Origin of the sequence: Candidatus Thiodubiliella endoseptemdiera (assembly GCF_964212635.1) — a bacterium.
Taxonomy (GTDB): Bacteria; Pseudomonadota; Gammaproteobacteria; order PS1; family Pseudothioglobaceae; genus Thiodubiliella; species Thiodubiliella endoseptemdiera.
In genome coordinates, this window is record NZ_OZ156463.1 from 1,723,605 (window position 1) to 1,747,204 (window position 23,600).

28 protein-coding genes and 3 tRNA genes are annotated in these 23,600 nt (G+C 38.6%); 21 read left to right on the forward strand and 10 right to left on the reverse strand.

From position 1 onward, the window contains the following. Positions 1 to 13: 13 nt before the first annotated feature. The 6 genes from AB8525_RS09315 to AB8525_RS09340 are packed head-to-tail and all read right to left on the reverse strand — an operon-like array spanning position 14 to position 5,188. Complete coding sequence (locus AB8525_RS09315) at positions 14 to 2,404, reverse strand: RND family transporter (RefSeq protein WP_369177553.1); 2,391 nt, start codon at positions 2,402 to 2,404, stop codon at positions 14 to 16. 20 nt (positions 2,405 to 2,424) lie between these two features. Beyond that, a complete protein-coding gene (locus tag AB8525_RS09320; RefSeq protein ID WP_369177555.1) occupies positions 2,425 to 3,084 on the reverse strand; it encodes a glutathione S-transferase family protein in 660 nt (219 codons plus the stop codon). 3 nt (positions 3,085 to 3,087) lie between these two features. Then, positions 3,088 to 3,555 carry a 23S rRNA (pseudouridine(1915)-N(3))-methyltransferase RlmH gene (gene rlmH / locus AB8525_RS09325; protein WP_369177557.1) on the reverse strand — a complete coding sequence of 156 codons (468 nt, stop codon included), beginning with the start codon at positions 3,553 to 3,555 and terminating at the stop codon, positions 3,088 to 3,090. Beyond that, positions 3,556 to 3,921 (reverse strand): ribosome silencing factor, encoded by a 366-nt coding sequence (gene rsfS, locus AB8525_RS09330; protein WP_369151222.1) that lies wholly within the window; start codon positions 3,919 to 3,921, stop codon positions 3,556 to 3,558. Continuing rightward, a complete protein-coding gene (nadD, locus tag AB8525_RS09335) occupies positions 3,918 to 4,469 on the reverse strand; it encodes a nicotinate (nicotinamide) nucleotide adenylyltransferase (RefSeq protein WP_369177559.1) in 552 nt (183 codons plus the stop codon). The genes rsfS and nadD overlap by 4 nt, the downstream gene beginning before the upstream one ends. Continuing rightward, a complete protein-coding gene (locus AB8525_RS09340; protein WP_369177561.1) occupies positions 4,466 to 5,188 on the reverse strand; it encodes an MBL fold metallo-hydrolase in 723 nt (240 codons plus the stop codon). Before AB8525_RS09340 ends, nadD begins: the two co-directional genes overlap by 4 nt. A 76-nt stretch (positions 5,189 to 5,264) precedes the next feature. Here AB8525_RS09340 and AB8525_RS09345 point away from each other — a divergent pair. The 6 genes from AB8525_RS09345 (at position 5,265) to pgeF (ending at position 7,509) form a co-directional block, all read left to right on the forward strand. Continuing rightward, positions 5,265 to 5,340: transfer RNA gene (locus AB8525_RS09345), tRNA-Ala, on the forward strand. A 17-nt stretch (positions 5,341 to 5,357) separates the two neighbouring features. Further along, a tRNA-Glu gene (locus AB8525_RS09350) sits at positions 5,358 to 5,432 on the forward strand. Positions 5,433 to 5,503: 71 nt separating this feature from the next. Further along, positions 5,504 to 5,580: transfer RNA gene (locus tag AB8525_RS09355), tRNA-Glu, on the forward strand. A gap of 70 nt (positions 5,581 to 5,650) precedes the next feature. Further along, entirely contained in the window at positions 5,651 to 5,800 is a 150-nt protein-coding gene (locus tag AB8525_RS09360; protein ID WP_369151228.1) for a hypothetical protein, read from the forward strand. Positions 5,801 to 5,820: 20 nt separating this feature from the next. Further along, positions 5,821 to 6,771, forward strand: coding sequence for a 23S rRNA pseudouridine(1911/1915/1917) synthase RluD (rluD, locus tag AB8525_RS09365; RefSeq protein WP_369179057.1), 951 nt, complete (start codon positions 5,821 to 5,823; stop codon positions 6,769 to 6,771). A 24-nt stretch (positions 6,772 to 6,795) separates the two neighbouring features. Beyond that, positions 6,796 to 7,509: a peptidoglycan editing factor PgeF gene (gene pgeF, locus AB8525_RS09370; RefSeq protein WP_369177563.1), complete on the forward strand. Its 714-nt coding sequence runs from the start codon at positions 6,796 to 6,798 to the stop codon at positions 7,507 to 7,509. Here pgeF and AB8525_RS09375 read toward each other — a convergent pair. Further along, a complete protein-coding gene (locus AB8525_RS09375) occupies positions 7,490 to 7,690 on the reverse strand; it encodes a DUF2798 domain-containing protein (protein ID WP_369177565.1) in 201 nt (66 codons plus the stop codon). The genes pgeF and AB8525_RS09375 overlap by 20 nt on opposite strands. A gap of 4 nt (positions 7,691 to 7,694) precedes the next feature. On the opposite strand from AB8525_RS09375, the gene AB8525_RS09380 reads away from it, so the two are divergent. Then, complete coding sequence (locus tag AB8525_RS09380) at positions 7,695 to 7,856, forward strand: hypothetical protein (protein ID WP_369151235.1); 162 nt, start codon at positions 7,695 to 7,697, stop codon at positions 7,854 to 7,856. Between the two features lie 19 nt (positions 7,857 to 7,875). Here AB8525_RS09380 and AB8525_RS09385 read toward each other — a convergent pair whose 3' ends face one another. From AB8525_RS09385 to AB8525_RS09395, 3 genes are read right to left on the reverse strand one after another with little or no spacing between them, the layout of a single operon-like run. After that, complete coding sequence (locus tag AB8525_RS09385) at positions 7,876 to 8,283, reverse strand: S24 family peptidase (RefSeq protein WP_369151237.1); 408 nt, start codon at positions 8,281 to 8,283, stop codon at positions 7,876 to 7,878. After that, positions 8,271 to 9,080, reverse strand: a complete 810-nt coding sequence (mutM, locus tag AB8525_RS09390) for a bifunctional DNA-formamidopyrimidine glycosylase/DNA-(apurinic or apyrimidinic site) lyase (RefSeq protein WP_369179059.1) — start codon at positions 9,078 to 9,080, stop codon at positions 8,271 to 8,273. The genes AB8525_RS09385 and mutM overlap by 13 nt, the downstream gene beginning before the upstream one ends. Before the next feature lie 5 nt (positions 9,081 to 9,085). Further along, positions 9,086 to 9,238 carry a hypothetical protein gene (locus AB8525_RS09395; RefSeq protein WP_369177567.1) on the reverse strand — a complete coding sequence of 51 codons (153 nt, stop codon included), beginning with the start codon at positions 9,236 to 9,238 and terminating at the stop codon, positions 9,086 to 9,088. Between the two features lie 58 nt (positions 9,239 to 9,296). Here AB8525_RS09395 and AB8525_RS09400 point away from each other — a divergent pair, with 58 nt between their 5' ends. The 14 genes from AB8525_RS09400 (at position 9,297) to AB8525_RS09465 (ending at position 23,442) form a co-directional block, all read left to right on the forward strand. Beyond that, positions 9,297 to 10,535 (forward strand): hypothetical protein, encoded by a 1,239-nt coding sequence (locus AB8525_RS09400; protein ID WP_369177569.1) that lies wholly within the window; start codon positions 9,297 to 9,299, stop codon positions 10,533 to 10,535. Between the two features lie 145 nt (positions 10,536 to 10,680). Continuing rightward, complete coding sequence (locus tag AB8525_RS09405; protein WP_369153113.1) at positions 10,681 to 11,187, forward strand: urate hydroxylase PuuD; 507 nt, start codon at positions 10,681 to 10,683, stop codon at positions 11,185 to 11,187. An 81-nt stretch (positions 11,188 to 11,268) separates the two neighbouring features. Further along, positions 11,269 to 11,916, forward strand: coding sequence for a folate-binding protein YgfZ (locus tag AB8525_RS09410; RefSeq protein ID WP_369177570.1), 648 nt, complete (start codon positions 11,269 to 11,271; stop codon positions 11,914 to 11,916). A 6-nt stretch (positions 11,917 to 11,922) separates the two neighbouring features. Continuing rightward, positions 11,923 to 13,275 (forward strand): sodium:proton antiporter NhaD, encoded by a 1,353-nt coding sequence (gene nhaD, locus AB8525_RS09415; RefSeq protein ID WP_369177572.1) that lies wholly within the window; start codon positions 11,923 to 11,925, stop codon positions 13,273 to 13,275. After that, complete coding sequence (locus AB8525_RS09420; protein WP_369177574.1) at positions 13,265 to 13,867, forward strand: type III pantothenate kinase; 603 nt, start codon at positions 13,265 to 13,267, stop codon at positions 13,865 to 13,867. The genes nhaD and AB8525_RS09420 overlap by 11 nt, the downstream gene beginning before the upstream one ends. After that, entirely contained in the window at positions 13,857 to 15,053 is a 1,197-nt protein-coding gene (locus AB8525_RS09425; protein ID WP_369151247.1) for a tryptophan--tRNA ligase, read from the forward strand. The genes AB8525_RS09420 and AB8525_RS09425 overlap by 11 nt, the downstream gene beginning before the upstream one ends. 209 nt (positions 15,054 to 15,262) lie before the next feature. Next, a complete protein-coding gene (locus AB8525_RS09430; RefSeq protein ID WP_369177576.1) occupies positions 15,263 to 15,466 on the forward strand; it encodes a DUF4760 domain-containing protein in 204 nt (67 codons plus the stop codon). Beyond that, the gene (locus AB8525_RS09435; protein WP_369151254.1) at positions 15,459 to 16,190 is read left to right on the forward strand and encodes a pseudouridine synthase; all 732 of its coding nucleotides are present in this window, start codon (positions 15,459 to 15,461) and stop codon (positions 16,188 to 16,190) included. The genes AB8525_RS09430 and AB8525_RS09435 overlap by 8 nt, the downstream gene beginning before the upstream one ends. 53 nt (positions 16,191 to 16,243) lie before the next feature. Beyond that, positions 16,244 to 19,108, forward strand: a complete 2,865-nt coding sequence (gene ileS / locus AB8525_RS09440) for an isoleucine--tRNA ligase (protein WP_369177578.1) — start codon at positions 16,244 to 16,246, stop codon at positions 19,106 to 19,108. Positions 19,109 to 19,114: 6 nt separating this feature from the next. Beyond that, positions 19,115 to 20,191: a 3-dehydroquinate synthase gene (gene aroB / locus AB8525_RS09445; RefSeq protein WP_369177580.1), complete on the forward strand. Its 1,077-nt coding sequence runs from the start codon at positions 19,115 to 19,117 to the stop codon at positions 20,189 to 20,191. Then, positions 20,188 to 20,802 carry a hypothetical protein gene (locus tag AB8525_RS09450; RefSeq protein WP_369151258.1) on the forward strand — a complete coding sequence of 205 codons (615 nt, stop codon included), beginning with the start codon at positions 20,188 to 20,190 and terminating at the stop codon, positions 20,800 to 20,802. Before aroB ends, AB8525_RS09450 begins: the two co-directional genes overlap by 4 nt. Before the next feature lie 4 nt (positions 20,803 to 20,806). After that, entirely contained in the window at positions 20,807 to 21,091 is a 285-nt protein-coding gene (gene gatC, locus AB8525_RS09455; protein ID WP_369177582.1) for an Asp-tRNA(Asn)/Glu-tRNA(Gln) amidotransferase subunit GatC, read from the forward strand. A 2-nt stretch (positions 21,092 to 21,093) separates the two neighbouring features. After that, positions 21,094 to 22,527: an Asp-tRNA(Asn)/Glu-tRNA(Gln) amidotransferase subunit GatA gene (gene gatA, locus AB8525_RS09460; RefSeq protein WP_369177584.1), complete on the forward strand. Its 1,434-nt coding sequence runs from the start codon at positions 21,094 to 21,096 to the stop codon at positions 22,525 to 22,527. Positions 22,528 to 22,590: 63 nt separating this feature from the next. Continuing rightward, positions 22,591 to 23,442, forward strand: a complete 852-nt coding sequence (locus tag AB8525_RS09465) for a DUF4007 family protein (RefSeq protein ID WP_369151261.1) — start codon at positions 22,591 to 22,593, stop codon at positions 23,440 to 23,442. Positions 23,443 to 23,600: the final 158 nt, after the last annotated feature.

The following is a 23,600-nucleotide window of genomic DNA, read 5'->3' on the forward strand; positions in this document are numbered from 1 at the left end:
GATAATTTTATTATTATTTTTCCAATAGTTTCATAATAGCAGGCACGAGTAAAAAGTCAGCAATAAGGGCAACAAAAATAGCGCTAGCAGTTAAAACACCAAAATTAAACATATTGGTCATACTCGCACTTAGCAACACCAAAAACCCAAGCGAAAGCACGATAGAGGTAACCACGATTGCCCGCCCTGTACCAATCAAAGTTAGCCTTGTCGCTTCATCAACATTTTTACCTTCTAGGCGATAGCGATTAAAATTGTGCATAAAATGCACCGTGTCATCTACCGCAAGACCCAGTGCAATCGCCCCCACAAGCATTGAGAACATATCAAAAGGAATACCAAAAGCCACCATTATTGCCACAATAGTTAGCATTGGTAAGATATTTGGGATCATACTAATGAGTCCAATTTTGATATTACCAACTAAAAGTATCATCATAATGGCAATCAGTCCAAATGCTAGCACATAACTAATGGCACTAGAATGGATAGATTTTGTCATAATACTAGAAAGTAAAACACCAATCCCCGTGAAAGAAACCTTGGCATCAGTGCCAAATTCTTGTGCAATTTTGACCTTAATCTCCTCTAAAAATAGATTGTATTTAATGGCATCAACATAAGGCACCTTAACCGTTATGCGTGCCTTAGAAAAACTGGAATCAACAAAATCTTCCAAATCATCGCTGCCACTATTGGCAAATAAAAATAACTCTTGTGCAATTAAATCTTTATCGGTTGGGATTTTGTAAAATGCAGGATCGTTAGCATTCAGTGCTTTGTTAGTTTCTTTTAATACATCAACTAAGGTAATGGTTTTTCCTACAAAAAGTTCCCTCTCTTTAAGGGTATTAAGATAATTGGTAGCCCTCTCAATTTTTTGTAATATTTCTGGTTCATATAGTCCATTTTCTCGTCCAGTATCGACAATAATTTCTAAAGTCATCGAGCCATTTAATTCTTTATCAATGGTTTCAACGCTAACACGCACAGGATTATCGGACTCAAACCAAATTAACGGGTGATGAGAAAATTTCATTTGCGTTGCAAAAAATACAGCGACCACAATCATAAGGCTACTCACTATCACAATAGACTTGGCACGATTGAGTGCAAAATTTGCAATTTTGTGCAAAATATTATCCATAGCAAAATTATGCTTGGTAATTGGCTTGTGCTTAAGTTTGAGTGTGGCAATCATAGCAGGAAGGAGAATCAACACAAATAACAATCCTAACGCGATACTGCTACTGGCAAAAATACCTAAATTTGCAACTGGTGCAACCTCAGAAAAAGAGAACGACCACATTCCAGCGGCAGTGGTAAGCGAAGTCATCACAATGGCAAAGCCAGAATGCCCCATGGCAAAACGCAATGCTGCTTTTTTATTGCCAGTTTCTGCAAATCTTTTATAAAAAATGGCTAATAAATGGATGCTTGCACCCGTAATAACTGCCAGTAAAAATGAGGGCATAATTTGGGTAACAATCGTAAATGGAGCGTCAAATAATGCCATGAGTGAAACTGCACTAATGATAGTTAAAATAACCGTAATAAGGGGCAATATAACGCCTGAGACACGCCGAAACATAAGTGCCAAAACAATAATAACCATTATCAGCATTTTTTGAATAAAACTTTTAGTGTCTTTTTGCATGGCTTGTTTGATAGCCCCTGAAAACAACGCCGACCCTGCAAGATGAATTTTAAAGTTATCATCTTCATATTTTTTAGTGATTTGCTGCACTGCTTCAATAATCTTGGTATTTTCAGCATCCGTTAAATAGATTTTTGGCGTGCTGTTAATTGTTTCTTCGGCAAACTCATCTTCTTCGTTGACAACAATTTTTTCACCATTTTCATCAAAACTGGAATAAGTCTGGGTGTCAATAATAATATTGGTAAAAGTTTTATTGCCATTAAATAATAAATCTTTTAATAAAGGGTTGGAAATTGCCAGTTGTTTTTTAGCACTGAGCGTGGCTTTATCAATTTTATAGTCTTCAAATAAATCTTCAACAATTAAACTATCGGCCGTGCCGTGGGTATTTCTGGTATTTATCAAAGAATTAACTTCTTCAATATAGGGCAAATTATCTTCTAATTCTCGGTGCAGTGTTGCCAGTTTTTTAAGAAAATCAGGGTTGAAAATATCTTGGGTTTTAACAGCGATTAAGATTTTTTCATCTCTACCAAATTGGTCGCGAAACTCATCATATTTAATGCGTAATTCATCAGTTTTATGCAAAAACCCTTCTGTTGAGGTGTCCATTTTAAGATTAGGCAGATTGGAGCCTAGTGCCGCCACAATCAGCAATACCACAACAATGGTTTTTTTACTATTATCAGAAATAAAATCTGCTAAATTTTCAAATTTTTTCTCTACATTAAGTCGCCAGTTCATTCTCATCTCTCCTTTAAAAATTAATCAATCAGCAAAGTGGACAAATACCCTTCACGATTTTCAATGTTGGATAAATAGACATCATCCAAGCCATCAACCACAGAATTTTTTACCACATCCAAGGCTAAAACTGCATCACTCCATGCAGCAATTTCAGGTAATTCTGTCAAGGGAATTGCGTTGTCGGTAAATTCATTAATCCATGCAAGACGCATAAAAATAGGGGCAAAAGCCGCATCAATCATATTAAATTCATCGCCATTAAAGAATTTCCCTTGAGCCTTTGCCGCACCGACTTTTGCGAATCTTTCCATTAATTCAGTTTTCGCTGAGTTAAATTTTTCTTCATCGCCAGTAATAATAGTAAACATATTGCCGAGTATATCAGACGAATAAATAATCCAAGAGCGATTATTGGCCGCTTTAACAATGTCAGTAGGGTGGAAATTTTCAGTGCTGATTTGATTGATAAATTCAGTGATTACCAGCGATTCAAAAATGGGGGTATCATCTACTTTTAATAGAGGCACTTGACCCGTTGGTGATATTTCCTTAAACCAATCGGGTGGATTCATTGGGTTAATATAAGTCATTTTAAAATCGATATTTTGTGCATTGAGTGAGATGATTGCCCGCTGTGCAAATGGACAAAGTTTGAAACTGATTAATTCTAATTGCATAAATTACTCCCTATGGTATGGATGATTGGTTAATAATGAGTGGGCGCGATAAATCTGCTCCACGGTTAATAATCGTGCCATCGAATGTGGCAAGGTGAGGTTGGATAAACCCCATAATTGGGTGGCTTGTTTTTTAACGCTATCGCTCAAACCGTCAGCACCGCCGATTAGCAATGAGACAGTGTCGCCATTTTGTTGCCAATTTTCCATTGCCTTGGCAATTTCCTTGGTGGTGTTTTGTTTGCCGTGTTCGTCAAAGGCGATAATAATGTTTGAGCCGGTGCTATTTTTCAATAACAGTTCGCCTTCTGTTTCTTTGACTTGTTTGATGTTGGTATTTTTGCGTTTTTGCCCTTCAGGAGTGATTAAATTAAAATTCATCTCCCTAGGTAGTTGCTTTTGATAATAATCAATCCCTGTCTGTATCCAACCAGGCATTTTCTTACCAATGGCAATCAAATTTATACGCATTTATGCGTTATTATCCTTGATTGGGTCTCTGTCTTTTTCTTCATCTGTACCAGACCATAATTTTTCTAGCTTATAAAATTCTCTGGTTTTTTCGGTCATCACATGGACAATTACCTCCGCCAAATCAATTAACATCCAATGCCCCGTTTCAGCACCTTCGATGCCGACGACTTTCATACCTAGGCGTTTAGCTTCAATTTTCACATTATTGGCAATGCCTCGCACATGTTGAGTAGAACGACCTGTGGCAATCACAATTGCCTCAATATCTGCACTTTGATCCAAGATTTTCAAAGTAACGACCTCCTCACCTTTGAGTTCGTCAATAATGCCAGTAACGGCGTTCAGTTGTTCTTTTAAATTCATAATTTACTTAAATAATTAATAATATTCTCAGGCAACAAGCCATCAAGATTCTCACCAGCGACTATTTTAGCGTGAATTTGCGTAGAAGAAACATCAACCAACGGCGTTTGTGCAAAAATAACATCAATGCAAGAGGTTGAACCTCTTGCATAAGTAGGTCTGGGTAACACTACCAATTGTGCATAGTTGCTGAATTGTGAGTAGTCTTTCCAAGTTTCGAGTGTATTAAAACTGTCTTCTCCGATAATCAGGAAAATCTTTTCATCTGGGTATTCTGCTTTGATTTGTTTGAGTGTGTCAATGGTGTAGGAAGCACTTTGCCTATCCATTTCACGCGTGTCAATTTTTAATTCATTAAATTCAAGCAGTGCCAAATTGAGCATTTTAAGACGCTGTTGATTAGAAAAATGCAATTTGTTTTTATGCACTGGTGTTTTACATGGCATTAGAAAAAGTTGACTTAAACCCAATTCTTGCTTAATCGCACGAGCCATTTTTAAATGCCCATAATGCACAGGATCAAATGAGCCACCGAAAAAACCAATCATAACATTGCTTGAATCTCAGATTTGGTCAATGCTTCAGTTGGATAAGGATATTGACCAACCGACATTCCTTCTACAAAACGCACAAAGTCCGCCTCATTATCAATCAACAAATAAGCATTCCCTTGTTTTTGCTCCCCCATTGTGGTTTCAATTTTGCAACCGTAATCGTGCCCACAATGTAGCATCGCTGTATCATCAATTTGCTTGAGTTTTTGCATAGAATGGAACAACTCGCTTATATTGCCACCAGGCAATGAACAATGTCCTGCCCCATAAACAAACAAAGTATCGCCAACAATAATATGCCCATCTAATAAATAGCAAATTCCGCCAGCACTATGACCTGGTGTATTGATAATTTTGGCCGCTGTATTACCGATAAAAATAGTGTCATTATTTTCAACAGTTTCAGGCACACTGTCAATTTGCAAATAAGGCACTTCATTAACACCTATAGTAACTTTCGCCCCTGTTTTTTCCACAATTTCATCCACTGCATTGGTATGGTCAAAATGCCAATGCGTTAGCCAAATATCAGTAAGTTTATAACCTTTGTTATTAATGCGTTGGATAAATAACGATGCATCCCACGCAGGATCAACAATGGCACAAGTTTTACTATCATGGTCAAAAATAAAATGAATTGAATCTTCTAATGCACCGATATGATAAAGAATTTCTAAAGTGAACGATTTTTCTATGTATTTTTTTTTCAACATAACGCTATTTTAACTTGACTAATTTGGCATAGAGACTATAATTTACCTCTTTTTGCTTAGCATCTAGTTTTTCATTGGGGCTATAGCTCAGCTGGGAGAGCACGACACTGGCAGTGTCGGGGTCAGCGGTTCGATCCCGCTTAGCTCCACCAAGTAAAGAAAATGTTATGTCGCCTTCGTCTATCGGTTAGGACTCCAGGTTTTCATCCTGGTAAGAGGAGTTCGATTCTCCTAGGCGATACCAAATATCAAAACGGTTCAATTTTTAATTGAGCCGTTTTTTTTTTGGTCTTAAAAAAGTGTAAAATACCAGTTGTCCCGTTCGTCTAGCTGGCCCAGGACTTTAGGATTTCATCCTAACGACAGGAGTTCAAATCTCCTACGGGACACCAAATTACCCATTTTACGCTGCGTCTTTTTCTTTTTTGACTGCGTTAAATTTTTAGAGACCTTTGCATAAATATGAATAATCATCAAAACGCCATCTTTCATCAAATTACAAACTTTTTAAAAACACCCTTAGCCCTGCTAGGAGTGGATTTAAAAAATTTCCAATTTAATAAAATCTGTCATTTTGCTAATCATCCCTATTTATGCAAAGGTCTCTTTTAAAATATTCAGTTAAAAAAAATATGAATCAACTTAATATCATTATTCCAGACCGTCTAATCGGACAACGCATTGACAGTGCATTAGCAATTATGTTGCCGGATTATTCTCGTTCCAAAATCACAGCTTGGGTGAAAGCGGGCAGTGCTTTTATTAATGGAAAATCATTTAAACCTAAAGATAAAGTGTTGGGCGGTGAGATTGTGGTGCTTGAGATTAAAAAAGAAAAAACCAATGATTGGGTGGGTGAGGACATTCCGATTGATGTGATTTATGAGGATGAGGATATTATTATTGTTAATAAGCCAGTTGGATTGGTAACACATCCAGGAGCAGGTAATTGGACGGGGACATTGGCAAATGCGTTATTGTATTTTGACTCATCGTTGGTAAAACTTGATAGGGCGGGTATTGTTCATCGCTTGGATAAAAATACTTCGGGTTTAATGGTGGTAGCACGCAGTGAATTAGCACAGAAAAACTTGGTAGAGCAGTTGCAAGAGCATCAAATTGATAGGGAATATTCGGCAATTGTATATGGACATATGATTTCGGGCGGCACAGTGGAAGCGCCGATTGGACGCGACCCAAAAGACCGCATTAAACAGGCGGTGGCTGAGGAAGGCGAGGGTAAAGAGGCAACTACGCATTATCGGGTGATTGAACGATTTGCACACCATACACATATTAAGGCGATTTTGGAAACAGGACGCACTCATCAAATCCGTGTGCATATGTCGCATATTGGACATCCTTTACTGGCTGATCCTATGTATGGAGGCAAAACTCGTTTTCCAAAAAAGGCAGATGAAGTATTAAAAGATGCATTAAAAGGCTTTAAACGCCAAGCGCTACATTCCAAAAAGCTAACGCTAATACACCCAATTACCAGAGAAAAAATGTCATGGAAAGCACCATTACCACAAGATATGCGAGATATTCTTGATGTTTTAGAAAAATATGATCCTGTGTAAGAGATTGAACCTCTTACATACTTAATGATGCGGTTTGATTTTCCAAATAATGTGAGGTTATTAACGACGCCAAGGTATTTAATAGGCGGGGCGAGTGTTGATGGATATGAAAATTTTAATCTTGCGACGCATACGGGTGATAGCCTTGATGCTGTTATGCATAATCGAAAATTGTTGGTGCAACGCTTTAATTTACCCAGTATGCCAAAATGGTTAAGTCAAACGCATTCCAATATTTGTCTTGATGCAAATTCTCACGATTGTGAGGGGGATGCGATTGTTACGCGTAAAAAAGGTGTGGTTTGTGCGGTGATGACGGCGGATTGTTTGCCTATTTTTGCGTCTAATCAGTCGGGTACGCAAGTGGGCGTTGCACATGCGGGTTGGCAGGGGATTTTAAACGGGGTGATTGAAGCATTTATTCAGTCATTTGATAATAGGGATTTGCGGATACATTTTGGTGCGGCGATTTCTGTAAAAAACCTTGAAGTGGGAGGAGAGGTGTTTGAACGATTTACGGCTAAAGATAGAAAACTCGGTGCAGCATTCACGCAAAAAGGGACAAAATATCATTTAGATATTTACCAAGCGGCACGCATTATTTTAAATGATTTGGGCGTTAAAGCTATCACAGGAGGCGGACAATGCACGGTTGAACAAGAGGAAGATTATTTTTCTTATCGCCGAGATGGTGCAAATTCAGGCAGAATGGCACACCTTATTTGGATAGCGACTTAACAATTTTTCTTTTAAAAATCGGTGAAAATATATACAATAGTGGAAAGCCGACCAGCCAAGCAATTCCAAAACTAGACAACCATTTACCAACCGTTTGCTCAATCCAGCCGATGTTTAGATAGGTAACAACAAACGACATAATGCCAATCATAAATATTGACATAATGAGAGACCTTTGCATAAATATGAATAATCATCAAAACGCCATCTTTCATCAAATTACAAACTTTTTAAAAACACCCTTAGCCCTGCTAGGAGTGGATTTAAAAAATTTTCAATTTAATAAAATCTGTCATTTTGCTAATCATCCCTATTTATGCAAAGGTCTCAATGAGACTGACTCTTAAATGTATTTTCTTTTCCATATTATTCTCCTTTTTCTTTGATTTTTCCAGAGATGGTAAAATCCATTTCTTTGGTTTTTGGGTTTAAATGATAATAATGTAGGGCTTTTTGCTTGCGTTGTTTTTGTTGTACCACGCAACCAATGGTTTCAAATTCACCATCAAGTTCAATTTCATCGTGTTGTATATTGAGTGGCACTAAAAATTTATTTGCCCCTCGTTCAATGTATTGACGGAAATACAGTTCGCCGTTATAACGCACCACAGCATAGGCACGCAGATGAAGTTTCATTCCAGGGTCGATAATTAAAATACAGTTTTCACTGAACTCAGGTTCCATATAATTACCTAAATTTTGCAAAGCAAAAGGTTCTGAATTGGTGCTACAATTGCTTTCTAGCATTTCTCGTGGCGTGATTATGTCTGACATGATGGGCAATAAAACGAAGACCGTTGATTTTGTGTAAAACGCATTATTTTACCGTTACATTGCGTGCAGTTTTCATTTTCACGCCCATACACGGACAAAGTTTGTGAGAAATAACCGGGTTGACCATCGACAGAGGAGAAATCTTGTAGCGTTGTTCCACCTGCTTTGATGGCTTGAGTGAGAATGTGTTTGATACGCTGCGTTAGTATTGCATAGCGTTTTTTGCTGATACTACCTGCTTTGCGTTTAGGGTCAATGCCAGCGTAAAACAAACTTTCACAGGCGTAAATATTGCCCACGCCAACCACTATTTTGCTGTCCATAATAAAGGCTTTGATGTTTTGTTGTTTTTTGCGTGACTTATTATATAGGTAGGTGTCATCAAATAAATTTTCCAATGGCTCAACACCCAAACTGTCTAATAAAGAATGGGTATTGTCTGCGGAAAATAGCACTGCACCAAACCGACGAGGGTCATTTAGACGCATAGATTTTCCATTGGTAAAGGACAATTCAAAATGGTCGTGTTTTTTGAGTGGCGTATTGTTATTCACCACTTTAATTGAGCCACTCATTCCCAAATGAATAATCAGCGTGCCAACTTTAAATTTAATCAGTAAATATTTACCTCGTCTTGCAATTGAATTAACCATTTGATTGGCAAGTGTTGTTGGCAGATGTTTGGGAATTTCCCAGCGTAAATTGGCACGATATAAAACTGCTTGTTCAATGATTTGATTGACAATTAGCGGTTCAAGCCCGCGTTTGGTGGTTTCAACTTCAGGTAATTCAGGCATTCGATTTATTTTATGAGACCTTTGCATAAATAGGGATGATTAGCAAAATGACAGATTTTATTAAATTGGAAATTTTTTAAATCCACTCCTATCAGGGCTAAGGGTGTTTTTAAAAAGTTTGTAATTTGATGGAAGATGGCGTTTTGATGATTATTCATACTTTATGCAAAGGTCTCTTTATGTATAATTTTGACAATATTTTAAGGTGTATTGACAATGGGAAATGAGATAGTTTTTAATGGTTTATTGGTACTAACTTCACTTATGGTTATCGTCTTTTTGTCACGCCCTGTATTGAGAAACAATCAAAAATGGCAAGCGATGTTAACACCACTTTCGTCTATTGTTGGCAGTGGATTTTTGATTATGGCACCGTTGTTGGCAAGTATTGTCGGCAAACTTTCGCCACTTGCTGTGCTAGGTATTGTTTTACTGGCGTATGGTATTGGGCATGTGATTCGCTTTAACATTTGCCATGTTGAGCCACGAATTGCTGACGGTACACTGTTAAAAAGAACTAAAGAAATTGAATATATTGGCAACATTGTTTTGGTATTGGCTTATATGGTTGCTGTCGCGTTTTATTTATCTTTACTGTCGTCTTTTTCTTTGAATTATTTGGGTATTTCCAGCCTCATTTATGAGCGCTGGATGACGACCAGTATTATTATTTTTATCGCTGTAGTGGGCTATATCAAAGGCTTGAGTGGATTAGAAAAGTTAGAATCGTTATCAATGACAGTGCAATTAGCAATTATTGTGGCGTTGCTGATTGGCTTAGGCGTATTTGGAATGAATTTTTTGGCAGGAGGCGAGACGCTTGAATTTGTGCATCAGCAAAGACCAATTTCTACGCAAATACAAATGTTGGCAGGTGCTTTGTTAGTGGTACAGGGCTTTGAAACTTCACGATTTATTGGCGAAAAATATTCTGCTAAAATTCGTGTTGATAGTATGCGTAATGCGCAAATAATCTCGGGTATATTATATGTGGTGTCGGTTATTTTATTTATGCCAATTGTGCAAAATATAGATTTAATGCAGGTGGAGTTAGCAGATATTATTGATGCCACAGGTTCAGCCGCACTTATATTGCCATTGATGTTAATGGTTGCTGCGGTAATGAGCCAATTCAGTGCTGCCATTGCCGATACAGGTGGTGCAGGCGGTCTTCTTAATGAAAATAGCAATAAGCGTTTATCAACCAAAGTTGCTTATGTTGGTGTTTCGATGTGTGCCATTTTGCTGGTTTGGAGTGTGGATTTGATGGGGATAATCGCTTTGGCTTCTAAAGCGTTTGCGACTTATTATTTATCACAAACCCTATTAGCACTATATTATTGTCGCCAAGATTGCCCAGCTAAATCTCGTATGACAATTGTGCAAAGGGTGCTTTATATCGTTATTTCAATTATCCTACTTTATGTGATTTTCTTTGCGATACCTGCAGAATAAAATTAGTAGCAATATAAGTAAATAACCTATTATAATTGTCAACTTTATAATTAAGGAGAAAAGTATGTTTAATCGTATTAATTTAATTCAGTGTAAGGTTGCACTTGGTTTTGTTACCACTGCAATTGTGGTTTATTTTGTGGGTATGGATGCTATCGTTAATCAGCATTATGCACTTAGCGTTTGGTTGCATGTATTGGCAGGTATTGTTTGGATCGGTCTGCTTTATTACTTTAATTTTGTGCAAGTGCCTGCAATGGGAGAGGCGTTGGCTGATGATGATGGACCAGGTCCAGCAGCGATTGGTAAATATATTGCACCAAGAGCGTTATTGTGGTTTCGTATGGCGGCAGCTACGACTTGGGTTTTAGGCTTGGTATTGTTAGCGTTACAATCTCGTGGTATGAGTGGTATTATTAGTGCATTTTCACTTGCAGACGGTTATCAAGTGATTGGCATTGGTGCGTGGATGGGCACAATTATGGCGTTTAATGTGTGGTTTATTATCTGGCCAAATCAGCAAAAAATCTTAGGTATGAAAGAAGCAACAGCGGAAGAAATTGCAACGGCTAAAAAGAATGCAGCTTTAGCTTCATCAATTAATGTCATTCTTTCAATTCCAATGTTATTAACGATGATTGCATGGCATTAAAATAATCAATATTGGTTAAAAAGAACCGAGAGTAAGTCTCGGTTTTTTTTCGTCTGCTGAAAAGGGTATAATCTACCGCTTATGTTAAAAAGAACACCAAAACTCAAAGTCAGCGGCAAAGATGCACAAAGTTTTCTACAAGGGCAATTGTCAAATGATATTGATAAAATTGCCGATGGGGAATGGCAACTGAATGCTTATTGCCAACATCAGGGTCGTATTATTGCATTGATATGGGTGCAAAAGCAGGGAGATGATTTTTATTTGGATTTTGCCCCAGACTTGCAAACAGTGGTGCACAATCGCTTGAAAATGTTTGCACTGAATGCCGAAGTGATTTTTAGTGGGGTTAACCATCAGGAAAATCCTGCTGAGGGGGTACAGATAACACTGGTAACCAGTGAGAAATTCATCCCACAAGACCTTAATTTAGATATTGATGAAGTCGGCGTGAGTTTTACTAAAGGCTGTTACCCTGGGCAAGAAGTGGTGGCACGCGTGCATTATCTGGGAAAACCAAAGAAAAGATTGTATCAATTTGAATGCGATTTTGAAGTCTTACCACTCGATAAAATAACATTAGAAGACGACACGAAAACGGTAGGAACGGTGTTAAATCAAGTAAAATATTGTTTTTTTGCAGTTTTGAAGATTGCTGAAAGAGGGCAAACTCTTTTTATTAACAATAAGCCAATCAAGTTACTTGAATTGACTGATTTTTCACACTAAAAACTTATGAAACTAACTAAAATTTTGGTATTCTTGCCATTGCTATTCCCTGTTTTTGCCTTTGCCAACAGCGGTACAGAGCAAACACTTGATTTAACAGGTCATTGGGTAGGTTATGTGTCATTAGCCTTATTTGCTGTTGCTTATATTTTGGTGATGGTGGAAGAATTTACTTGTTTTAGAAAATCCAAACCAGTCATTTTTGTGGCAGGGATTATTTGGGCGATGATTGCCTGGGTATATACTTCTCAGGGGCTACCACACGGCACAGAAATAGCATTACGACATAATTTGTTAGAATATGCAGAGTTATTTTTGTTTTTATTGGTGGCAATGACTTATATTGAAGCGATGAGAGAGCGACAAGTTTTTGAGGCACTCAAAGTTTGGCTGATTAGTCAAGGCTTATCATTTAGACAATTGTTTTGGCTTACAGGCTTTTTGGCGTTCTTTATTTCACCCATTGCAGACAATTTAACCACTGCATTAATTACAGGGGCAGTGGTAATGGCAATCGGTGGCAGTAATGTGCGTTTTGTGTCTATTGCCTTTGTTAATATTGTCGTGGCAGCGAATGCAGGCGGTGCGTTCAGTCCATTTGGTGATATTACCACGCTAATGGTTTGGCAAAAAGGCATTGTTGAATTTTCAGAATTCTTTACTTTATTCATCCCCTCATTGATTAACTTTATCGTGCCAGCAGCAATTATGCACTTTTTCATTGAAAATGAATCTCCTTCCGCAACAAAGGGTGTCGTAACAATTAACAAGGGAGGGATATGGATTGTTGCGTTATTTATTTTGACAATTGCAACCGCTGTTGGTTTTCATAACTTCTTACACTTGCCCCCTGCGATGGGTATGATGCTGGGGTTGAGTTATTTGATGATAGTGTCGTTCTTTATCCACCAAAAGGCAGATGATGATTTTGATATTTTCAAAAAAGTAGCAAGGGCTGAATGGGATACCTTGTTGTTCTTTTTCGGAGTGATTTTAAGTGTTGGCGGTTTGGGCTTTATGGGCTATTTGGCGATTACTTCAGAAGTAATGTATGCCACACTCGGTGCCACTAATGCTAATATTTTGATTGGTGTTTTATCAGCAGTAGTTGATAATATCCCAGTGATGTTTGCCGTACTGACAATGAACCCTGAGATGAGCCAAGGTCAATGGTTACTGGTTACCTTGACTGCAGGTGTGGGCGGTAGTTTGCTTGCAGTTGGTTCAGCAGCAGGTGTGGCTTTGATGGGGCAATCAAAAGGGCTTTACACTTTTGTCTCACATCTGAAATGGACGCCCGTGATTGCATTAGGATACGGCGCCAGTATTTATGCACATATTTTGATTAATGGTGTCTAGTCATTTATTTGTTGATATTGGAAACAGTTGCATTGGTTGGAAGATTGGCAATGATTACTACTGTGTTGAGATTAAAAATTTTCAGCCCAATGCCATACCGCAACATCAAACCAGCAGCATTGCCTGTGTGGCAAATCAGCAACTGATTGCGCATTTTTCTAATCCCATTATTATTCAACCTAAGGCTTATACAGGTCTAGTTTTTGATTATAATTTAGCACAATTAGGTGTTGACCGTTTTTTAGGATTGGTAGCAGGTATTGAAAAATATCCTGAGCAAGATTTTATGCTAATAGATATAGGGACCTTTGTGACTATTGATATTGTGCAGCATGGCAAGCATATTGACGGCGGTATTGCACCAGGGCTTTGTCAATTGCAAGCGGGTAAAAAATTTGCTGGCAATGACAGTCAAAAATCGTGGCAATTAGGCACAGAAAATATGTTGAGTGATTACATTGAAAGCCGTTGTAAAGCGTTTTCAGGTAAGATTTTAATAACAGGCGGGGGGCAAAAATTGGTTAACATTAAACTAGCCGAATATTGCCAAAATTTAGTCATAACAGGATTGGAAATAATTAATGGAAAATAGAGTTTTATCAGGAATGAGACCTACAGGTGCATTGCATTTAGGGCATTATCATGGTGTATTGAAAAATTGGCTGACATTACAAAATGAGTATGATTCTTACTTTTTTGTCGCCGATTGGCACGCATTTACCACGCATTATTCTGACAAAATAGACCTTGCAGGTAATGTCTCAGAAATGGTGGTTGATTGGCTGGCAGCGGGTATCAATCCAAATACCTCAACGATTTTTGTGCAATCAAAAGTGCCAGAGCATGCAGAGTTGCATTTATTGCTATCAATGACCACGCCACTGTCTTGGTTAGAGCGAGTGCCGTCTTATAAAGACCAGCAAGAAAAACTTAAAACTAAAGACTTGGGCACTTATGGTTTCTTGGGTTATCCATTATTACAAAGTGCTGATATTCTGATTTACAAAGCAGGTTTGGTGCCAGTGGGCGAAGACCAAGTTGCCCATATCGAACTCACACGAGAAGTCGCCAGGCGTTTTAATTATGTGTATGGACGAGAGGCGGATTTTGAAGAAAAAGCCGAGCTAGCTGTTACTAAAATGGGCAAAAAACAAGCAAAATCTTATCGTTCATTGCGTAAAAGCTACCAAGAAACAGGGGATTTAGAAGCTTTGTATAAAGCACAAGCCTTACTCAGGGAGCAGCAAAATATTACTTTGGGCGATAGAGAAAGATTGTTAGGTTATGTTGAAGGTGTTGGTAGAATTATCTTGCCTGAGCCAGAATCAATCCTTACAAAAGCCTCAAAAATGCCAGGCTTAGATGGGCAAAAAATGAGTAAATCTTATGGCAACACTATCTCTTTACGCGATACTTCAGAAGAAATTGAAACCAAAGTGAAGCGTATGCCGACCGACCCAGCCCGAGTAAAATTAACCGATGCTGGTGATCCAAAAAAATGCCCAGTTTGGCAATTGCATAAAATTTATTCTGACGCACAAACTTGCGACTGGGTACAAGACGGTTGCACCTATGCGAAAATGGGCTGTATCGAATGTAAGCAACCTATCATTGATGCGATAAAAGAAGAATTAAGCCCAATGCAAGAACGCATTGCTAAATATCAATCTGACCCTGAGCTCATCAAACAAATCATCCACGAAGGCTCTGAAAAAGCCCGTGGTGTTGCTCAAGAAACCATGGCAGAAGTCAGAGAAGCCATGGGTATTGTTTACTAAAGACGGAACATTTTTATGATATAATGACCCTTAGTTGATTAACAACACGATAAAACATAAGGAGACCTTTGCATAAATAGGGATGATTAGCAAAACGCCATCTTTCATCAAATTACAAACTTTTTAAAAACACCCTTAGCCCTGCTAGGAGTGGATTTAAAAAATTTCCAATTTAATAAAATCTGTCATTTTGCTAATCATCCCTATTTATGCAAAGGTCTCATTATGAAAACATCAGTGTTGGTGTGAATGCAGATATTTACGATATTGAGATGATTAAAAAATCACAGAAGTCTATGATTATTGCAATTTATAAACAATCCGAACCTTTTGTTGTGTATCTTAGGAAGCAAAATAACAATCCCAATCTTTATATTGAGTTTGAGAAATTTATTAATATTCTCAATGGATAGACTACAAAAATTAATTGCCACAGCAGGTTATGGTTCTCGTCGTTGGGCAGAGCGTTTGATTGAACAAGGGCGTATTGAAGTTAATAATAAAACAGCGAATATCGGCGATAAGGCTGAGATTACGGATACGGTCAAAATTGATGGTCGAAAAATTGACCTTGGGCGTTATAAGGAAGAAGAGACTAAAGTACTTATTCTGAATAAACAAGCAGGCATTATTTGCTCAAACAAAGACGAAGAAGGGCGTAAAAGTGTGTACGAATTATTACCCAAAGAATCGCGCTGGGTAATGGTAGGGCGTTTGGATCTCAACACATCGGGTTTATTATTGTTCACCAATAACGGTGATTTAGCCAATAAATTAATGCACCCAAGTTCTGAAATTGACCGTGAATATGCGGTGCGTGTGCTGGGACAAGTAGAAAACGAAGATTTGAAGCAACTGACCGAAGGTATAGAGTTGGAAGATGGTTTTGCCAAATTCTCTCGGGTGACAGTCGGCGGTGGAATGGGTGCAAATCGTTGGTATAAAGTAGTGCTGAAAGAAGGTCGAAAACGAGAAGTGCGCCGCCTGTGGGAGGCACTAGGTTTTAAAGTTTCTCGCCTCATTCGCATTCGTTTTGGTGAAATTCGCTTACCTGACAAACTCAAAGCCAATCAGCATGAATACCTAAAACCAGGGCAAGTGAAATTGCTCTTAGATGCAGTTAATTTGAAAGGCTAAATACCTTTTACATCAAGTATAATAATGTTTTTTTTAGCACTGTTTAAGAGCCAATGTCTGATTACAAATCCACTCTAAATTTACCGTTTACCCAGTTTGCCATGAAAGCCAATCTCGCCAATCGAGAGGGTGGATTTTTGCAAAAATGGCAAGATGACGATTTATACACTCAAATTCGTAAGCACAACAAAGGTAAGCCAAAGTTTATTTTGCATGATGGTCCGCCGTATGCAAATGGGGATATTCATATTGGTCATGCGGTCAATAAGGTGCTGAAAGATATTATTGTTAAATCCAAGTCTTTGTCTGGCTTTGATGCACCGCTCGTGCCAGGTTGGGATTGCCATGGTTTGCCGATTGAACTCAATGTTGAAAAGAAAAAAGGCAAAGTTGGGCATAAAATTGATGCCAATGCCTTTAGAGCTGAGTGCAGAAAATATGCCGATACGCAAGTTGCCAAACAAAAAACTGATTTTCAACGCTTGGGTATTTTTGCCGATTGGGATAATCCTTATTTGACCAAAGACTTTGCTTATGAGGCAAATATTGTGCGTGCCTTAGGCAAGATGGTTGAGAATAAACATGTGTCTAAAGGATACAAACCTGTGCATTGGTGCACCGAGTGCGGCTCGGCGTTAGCAGAGGCAGAAGTGGAATATAAGGACAAACAATCCGATGCGATTGATGTTAAATTTACCTTGCTTGATAACACGCTATTTGGTGTTGACAAACCCGTATCCATCGTTATTTGGACCACCACACCATGGACATTGCCTGCAAATGAAGCCGTTGCTTTGCATCCTGAATTAGACTATGTATTGGTTGATACGGGCGATGAATATTTATTGTTGGCACAAGCCTTGGCTGAAAATGCACTTTCTCGTTATGATATGCAAAGTGCTACTGTTGGCGAGCAGACTTTTTTGGGCAGCGAACTTGAGGGTTTAAAAGCACAGCACCCATTTTATGACAAGCAAGTGCCGATTATTTTGGGCGACCATGTTACTACTGAGGCAGGCACAGGGGCAGTACACACCGCACCTGCACATGGTCAGGAAGACTATGCGGTGGGTTTGAAATATGATTTACCCGTTGAGTGTCCTGTGGATGGTCGTGGGGTATTTTTTGAAGATACCGAATTGCTTGGCGGACAGTTTATTTTTAAAGCCAATGCCAGCGTGATTGAAATTTTAGCAAAGACAAATACTTTAATTAAGCACGAGCCATTGATGCATTCTTACCCACATTGCTGGCGACACAAAACACCTGTTATTTTTAGAGCAACGCCGCAGTGGTTTGTGTCTATGCAGCAAAGTGGCTTGCGTGATACCGTCAATGCAGAAATCCCAAAAGTAGAATGGATACCCGATTGGGGCAAAAAACGCATTGAACTGATGGTGGGTAATCGCCCAGATTGGTGTATTTCTCGCCAACGATTTTGGGGCGTGCCAATCACGCTGTTTGTACATAAACAAACGGGTGAATTGCACCCTAATACGCAGGAATTATTTGCCACTGTGGCGGATAAGATTGAGCAAAATGGTATTGAGGCGTGGTTTGAATCCAGCATTGAATATTTCCTCGGTGATGAGGCGAAAGATTATGATAAAACCACCGATACGCTAGATGTGTGGTTTGATTCAGGCGTTTCTCATTTTGCTGTTTTAAAGCAAAGAGACGAGTTATCAGCCGTGGCAGATTTGTATTTGGAAGGCTCTGACCAACATCGTGGCTGGTTCCAATCTTCACTAATTTCATCAGTAGCGATGAACGGCAAAGCACCTTATAAGCAAGTATTAACACACGGTTTTACCGTTGATAAAGACGGTAAAAAAATGTCTAAATCACTCGGCAATGTAATGAGTCCGCAAAAGGTGGTAAATAATTTAGGTGCAGATATTTTGCGTTTGTGGATTGCTAGCACTGATTACACGAGCGAGATGACGGTTTCTGATGAGATTTTAAAAGGTGCGAGTGATGGCTATCGAAAAATTCGCAACACTATGCGTTTTATGTTGGCAAATATGCACGATTTCTCTCCTGCCGATAACTTGGTTAAGCATGATGATATGTTGCCATTAGACCAATGGATTGTAGGGTATGCAGCAATGTTACAGAGGCAGATAGTCCACGAACAAGGTTATTACGGTACATATCAATTTCATACCGCTGTTAAAGCAATTATTGGTTTTTGCACCAATACTTTAGGTAGTTTTTATTTGGATATTATTAAAGACCGGCAATATACTTGTAAAAAAAATTCTTTAGCGCGTCGTAGCGCACAAACTGCTCTTTATCATTTAACTCATACTATGGTACGCTGGATAGCACCAATTTTGTCGTTTACTGCAGAAGAAATTTGGCAGAGTATGCCAAATAAACCTAAGAAAAGTATTTTTTTAGAGGAATATTATGATATCACGGAATTTTCTGAATATTTAACTCAGGATAGGAGTAATTCTAATTCTGAGAATATTGAATATTGTACTTTTGGAGAAACTACTTCTTTTAATTTGATTGCTCAAATTCATGAAATCAGATCACTTATCAGCCCACTTATTCGCAAACTGTTAGAAAAATTACGCCGTAATAAAGAAATTGGTTCGTCTTTAGATGTTGAGGTTGATATTTATTGTGCCGATAATATTGATAATGCAATATTATCAGAATTAGGCGATGAATTGCGTTTTGTGTTTATTACTTCTTATGCCAGAATTCATCCAATCAGCGAAAAAACCGATGATTGCATTGAGGCAGGTGCTGGTGTGTTTATTAAGGTATCAAAATCCGAACACCAGAAATGCGTGCGTTGTTGGCATCATCGTGAAGACATTGGTAATAATGACGAACACCCTGAACTTTGTAGTCGTTGCGTGGAAAATGTTGTTGGCGATGGTGAAGAAAGAAAATTTGCATAATTAATAATGAAAACACTTAATCTCGACTTAGGCGAAAAATCTTACCCCATTTATATTGGGCAGAATTTACTTAGCCAAAAAGAATTACTCACCAATCATATTGCTGGCAAGCAAGTGATGATTGTGACCAACATCACCGTTGCCCCCCTTTATCTTGCCAAGGTCAAAGCCTTACTTTCTGCCTTTACAGTGGCTGAGGTTATTTTGCCTGATGGCGAACAATATAAAACTCTAGACACGGTTAACACAATATTTACCGCATTATTAGAAGCCCGTTTTGACCGCACCTGCACACTCGTTGCCCTTGGCGGTGGCGTGGTGGGCGATATGACAGGTTATGCAGCAGCAAGTTATCAGCGAGGCGTTAATTTTATCCAAATCCCAACCACGCTACTCTCACAGGTGGATTCCAGCGTAGGCGGCAAGACTGGCGTTAATCACCCACTCGGTAAAAATATGATTGGCGCATTTTATCAGCCAAAATGTGTGGTGATTGATGTGGATACGCTGGACACGCTAGACGATAGGCAGTATTCAGCAGGCATGGCTGAGGTCATTAAATATGGCTTATTGGGCAATGTGGGTTTCCTCACTTATTTACAAGATAATATTGAAGCGTTGATGGCTCGTGATAAAACATTAATTATCGAAACCGTCTATCAATCCTGTGCCGATAAAGCCGATATTGTTGCTCAAGATGAATTGGAATCAGGTAAACGCGCCTTGCTTAATTTTGGGCATACCTTTGGACATGCGATTGAAAACACTTTGGGTTATGGTGTGTATTTACATGGAGAAGCCGTTGCAGTAGGGATGTTGATGGCAACTAAGTTATCTAAATTAGAAGGTTTTATCAATAATGAAGAGGTAAAACAAGTTGAATATTTATTACAAAAAGCCAATCTACCTGTGGCTATCAACAGTAAAATAGACTACCAAGATTTTACAAATGCAATGAGTGTTGATAAAAAAGCCATTAACAACGAAGTGCGTTTAGTGCTAATGCGTCAATTAGGACAAGCGTTTATCAGTGATGATTATCAACCAAACAATTTAGAGCAAATAATTAAGGAATTTTTATGAGTACAAAAAATAACACAGACAACAAAGACATTGAAAACAAGGCAGTGCATGAAGACGATGTAATGATCACTACTAAAATGTCCGATTTAGAAAAAATGTTAGAAAATGTAGAATCACATGCAGACAAACGCACTGACACCAAATTTGAACGCTTTTTTATGCCTGCACTCGTTGTTTTTGGAGCATTGGCATTTGGCGGGTTTATGATTATTTATTCCATTACTCAAGATATGACCAAATTAGCAGGTTCGATGGATCCTAAAATGGGTAAAAATATGTCCTCTATGGTAGTTAGCATTGATAACTTATCAAGAAATGTTGCACAAATGAATCGCTCAGTTGGCAATATGGATAAAAATATGGATTCTATGAGCAAAAACATGTCTGTAATTGCAGGCAAATTAAACCGCTTAGACAATATTTCCAATGATATGTCACAAATCAATACCAAGATGAGCACACTGAAACCAATGCTTCTAAATATGCAAGAAATGAACAACAATATGATTGGTATGCAAAAATCTATGTTGTGGATGCAAAAAGACATTTCTCAATTACGCTCTTCTTTTTCCAAACCAATGCGTGTGTTTGATAGCGTGCCATTCTTGTAATAAAATGATTGATAGTGCCCAAGTCAAACAAATTGCTTATTTAGCCAAACTTGGCATTGAAGGCGATGAGTTAGATAAAACCACGCAAGAGTTAAATAATATCTTGATACTTGCCGAGCAACTCTCTGAAATCAACACTGATGGTGTTGCCCCAATGGCACATCCGCTACATATGACCCAACGCCTGCGAGAAGATGTGGTTACTGAAACAGACAACTCAACAGTCTTCCAATCAATCGCCCCTAAAACTGACAACAGACACTACCTAGTCCCAACCGTTATTGAATAACTATGCACACAAAAACTATTGCCCAACTAGCCCAAGGGCTAAAAAATAAAGATTTTTCCTCTGTCGAACTAACCCAGCACTATCTGAACAGAATTAACGCCTCAGACCTCAACGCCTTCATCACCATAACCGATGAATCAGCAATGACTCAAGCAAAAATTGCCGACGGCAAAATTGCTAAAGGCGAAACGAGCATATTAACAGGCATTCCCTACGCGCACAAAGACATTTTTTGCACCAATGGCGTGAAAACTTCAGCAGGTTCTAAAATGCTAGATAATTTCATTGCCCCCTACGATTCCACCGTCAGCCACCAGCTTAATCAAGCCGATATGGTAATGCTAGGTAAAACCAATATGGATGAATTTGCTATGGGTTCCAGCACAGAAAACTCCTACTATGGTGCCACCCTAAACCCATGGAATACCCACAAAGTTCCAGGTGGTTCATCAGGCGGTTCAGCAACAGCAGTCGCAGGCCGCCTAACCCCTTTTGCCACAGGCACCGATACTGGCGGATCCATTCGTCAGCCCGCTAGTTTATGCGGTATCACTGGGATCAAACCAACCTACGGGCGAGTTTCAAGATACGGTATGATTGCCTACGCATCTAGCCTAGACCAAGCAGGACCAATGACACAAACTGCCGAAGACGCCGCCCTAACACTCAATGTAATGGCAGGTTTTGACGACAAAGACTCCACCAGCGCCCAACGCGATGTCGAAGACTACACCGCCAACCTAAATGACCCAATAAAAGGCATTACCATCGGCATACCAAAAGAATTCTTCTCAGACGGACTAAACGACGGCGTAGCCTCTCAAATAATGGCAGCCGTCAAAGAATTTGAAGCCATGGGTGCAACAGTAAAAGAAATCTCCCTGCCCAACTCAGCCTACGCCATCCCCACCTATTACATCGTTGCCCCCTGCGAATGCTCCTCTAATCTATCCAGAATGGACGGCGTGCGTTTCGGACACCGTTGTGATAACCCAAAAGATTTAGAAGACCTCTATGTTCGTTCCCGTACAGAAGGATTTGGTGGTGAAGTCAAACGCCGCATTATGGTCGGTGCTTACGCGTTATCAGCAGGTTACTATGATGCCTATTATCTCAAAGCACAAAAAATCAGACACTTAATTAGCGATGACTTTAAAAAATCTTTTACAGAAGTTGATGTGATTATGGGTCCAGTTTCACCAACTACCGCATGGGATTTAGGTGCAATTAAAGATCCAGTGGCAATGTATTTAGCCGACATCTATACTCTAAGTGCCAATCTTGCAGGCTTACCAGCAATGAGCATCCCCGCCGGACTCTCTCAAAAAATGCCAGTCGGCTTGCAACTTATTGGTAATTATTGGTCAGAATCTAAATTACTTAATGTTGCTCATCAGTTTCAGCAACAAACTGACCATCACACAAAAACACCATAATTATTAAGTCAAATTCGGCAAATAACTGTTAAAATTAATTAAAATTTTCTTATAAATATATGTATGAGCAACACCTTTACAATTGGCAGACATGGTTCTTTTCAACTTCGTTATGGTTGGATAACAAAAGGTATTCAAGCGGTACAAGAAAAAGACAGTAAAAAATTAGCCGAGGTTTTCACCTCTGACGATGCAACAGTTAATTTGGGTGTTGGTAAAAATATGGTTGCTGCTATCCGTTATTGGCTGGAAGCAACCAAAGTGATAGATAATGATGTTATCACTGATTTTGGTAAATTTTTAAACGAAAAAGATACTTATTTAGAGGATGATGCTTCTTTATGGTTGTTGCATTTAACACTGGCTCAAAACAAAAAAAAAGCAACTTCAATTTATTGGTTGTTTAATCACTTTCATCAAAATGAGTTCAGCGCAGAAGAGGCGGGAAATGCTTTTTTATCTTATGCAAGAGAGAATAACTGGAAAGGGTCAAAAGAGACTTTAAAAATGGATATTCAAGTGATTTTAAGGATGTATGCACCACACAAATCAAAAAAAACCCAAATAGAAGATATGCTGGAGTCTCCCTTATCTTTACTGGGTTTGATCAAACATTTTGATGGAAAGTATCATTTTTCCTTTAGTCCAAAAAACACGCCAATTGAAGTTATTGCTCACAATATCAATGATAAATTTAAAGACAGTAAAACCGTTTCTATTCAAGATTTAATGTATGGGGATAATGCGTTCGCACCCGCTTTAAAAATAAGAGAAGATGAGTTAATTGCTATTTTAGAAAGAATAACACAAGAATACAATGACTACTACTTAAGAGAAGACGCCGGTATTTTTCAACTACATAAAAATACCTCAACTGAGACCTACGAATATTTAGAAAAATATTATGCCGCTTAATCAATTAATCTCTGTCAAAACAACACTCACTAAATCTATTAATTTAGAGAGAGATAAATCGGCTCAAGCGTTGCTAGAAAGTTATATTTTAACTTCAACTGCAATGCAAAATATTCAGAACATAATTAATACACAAAAAAATACCAATACCAATAAAG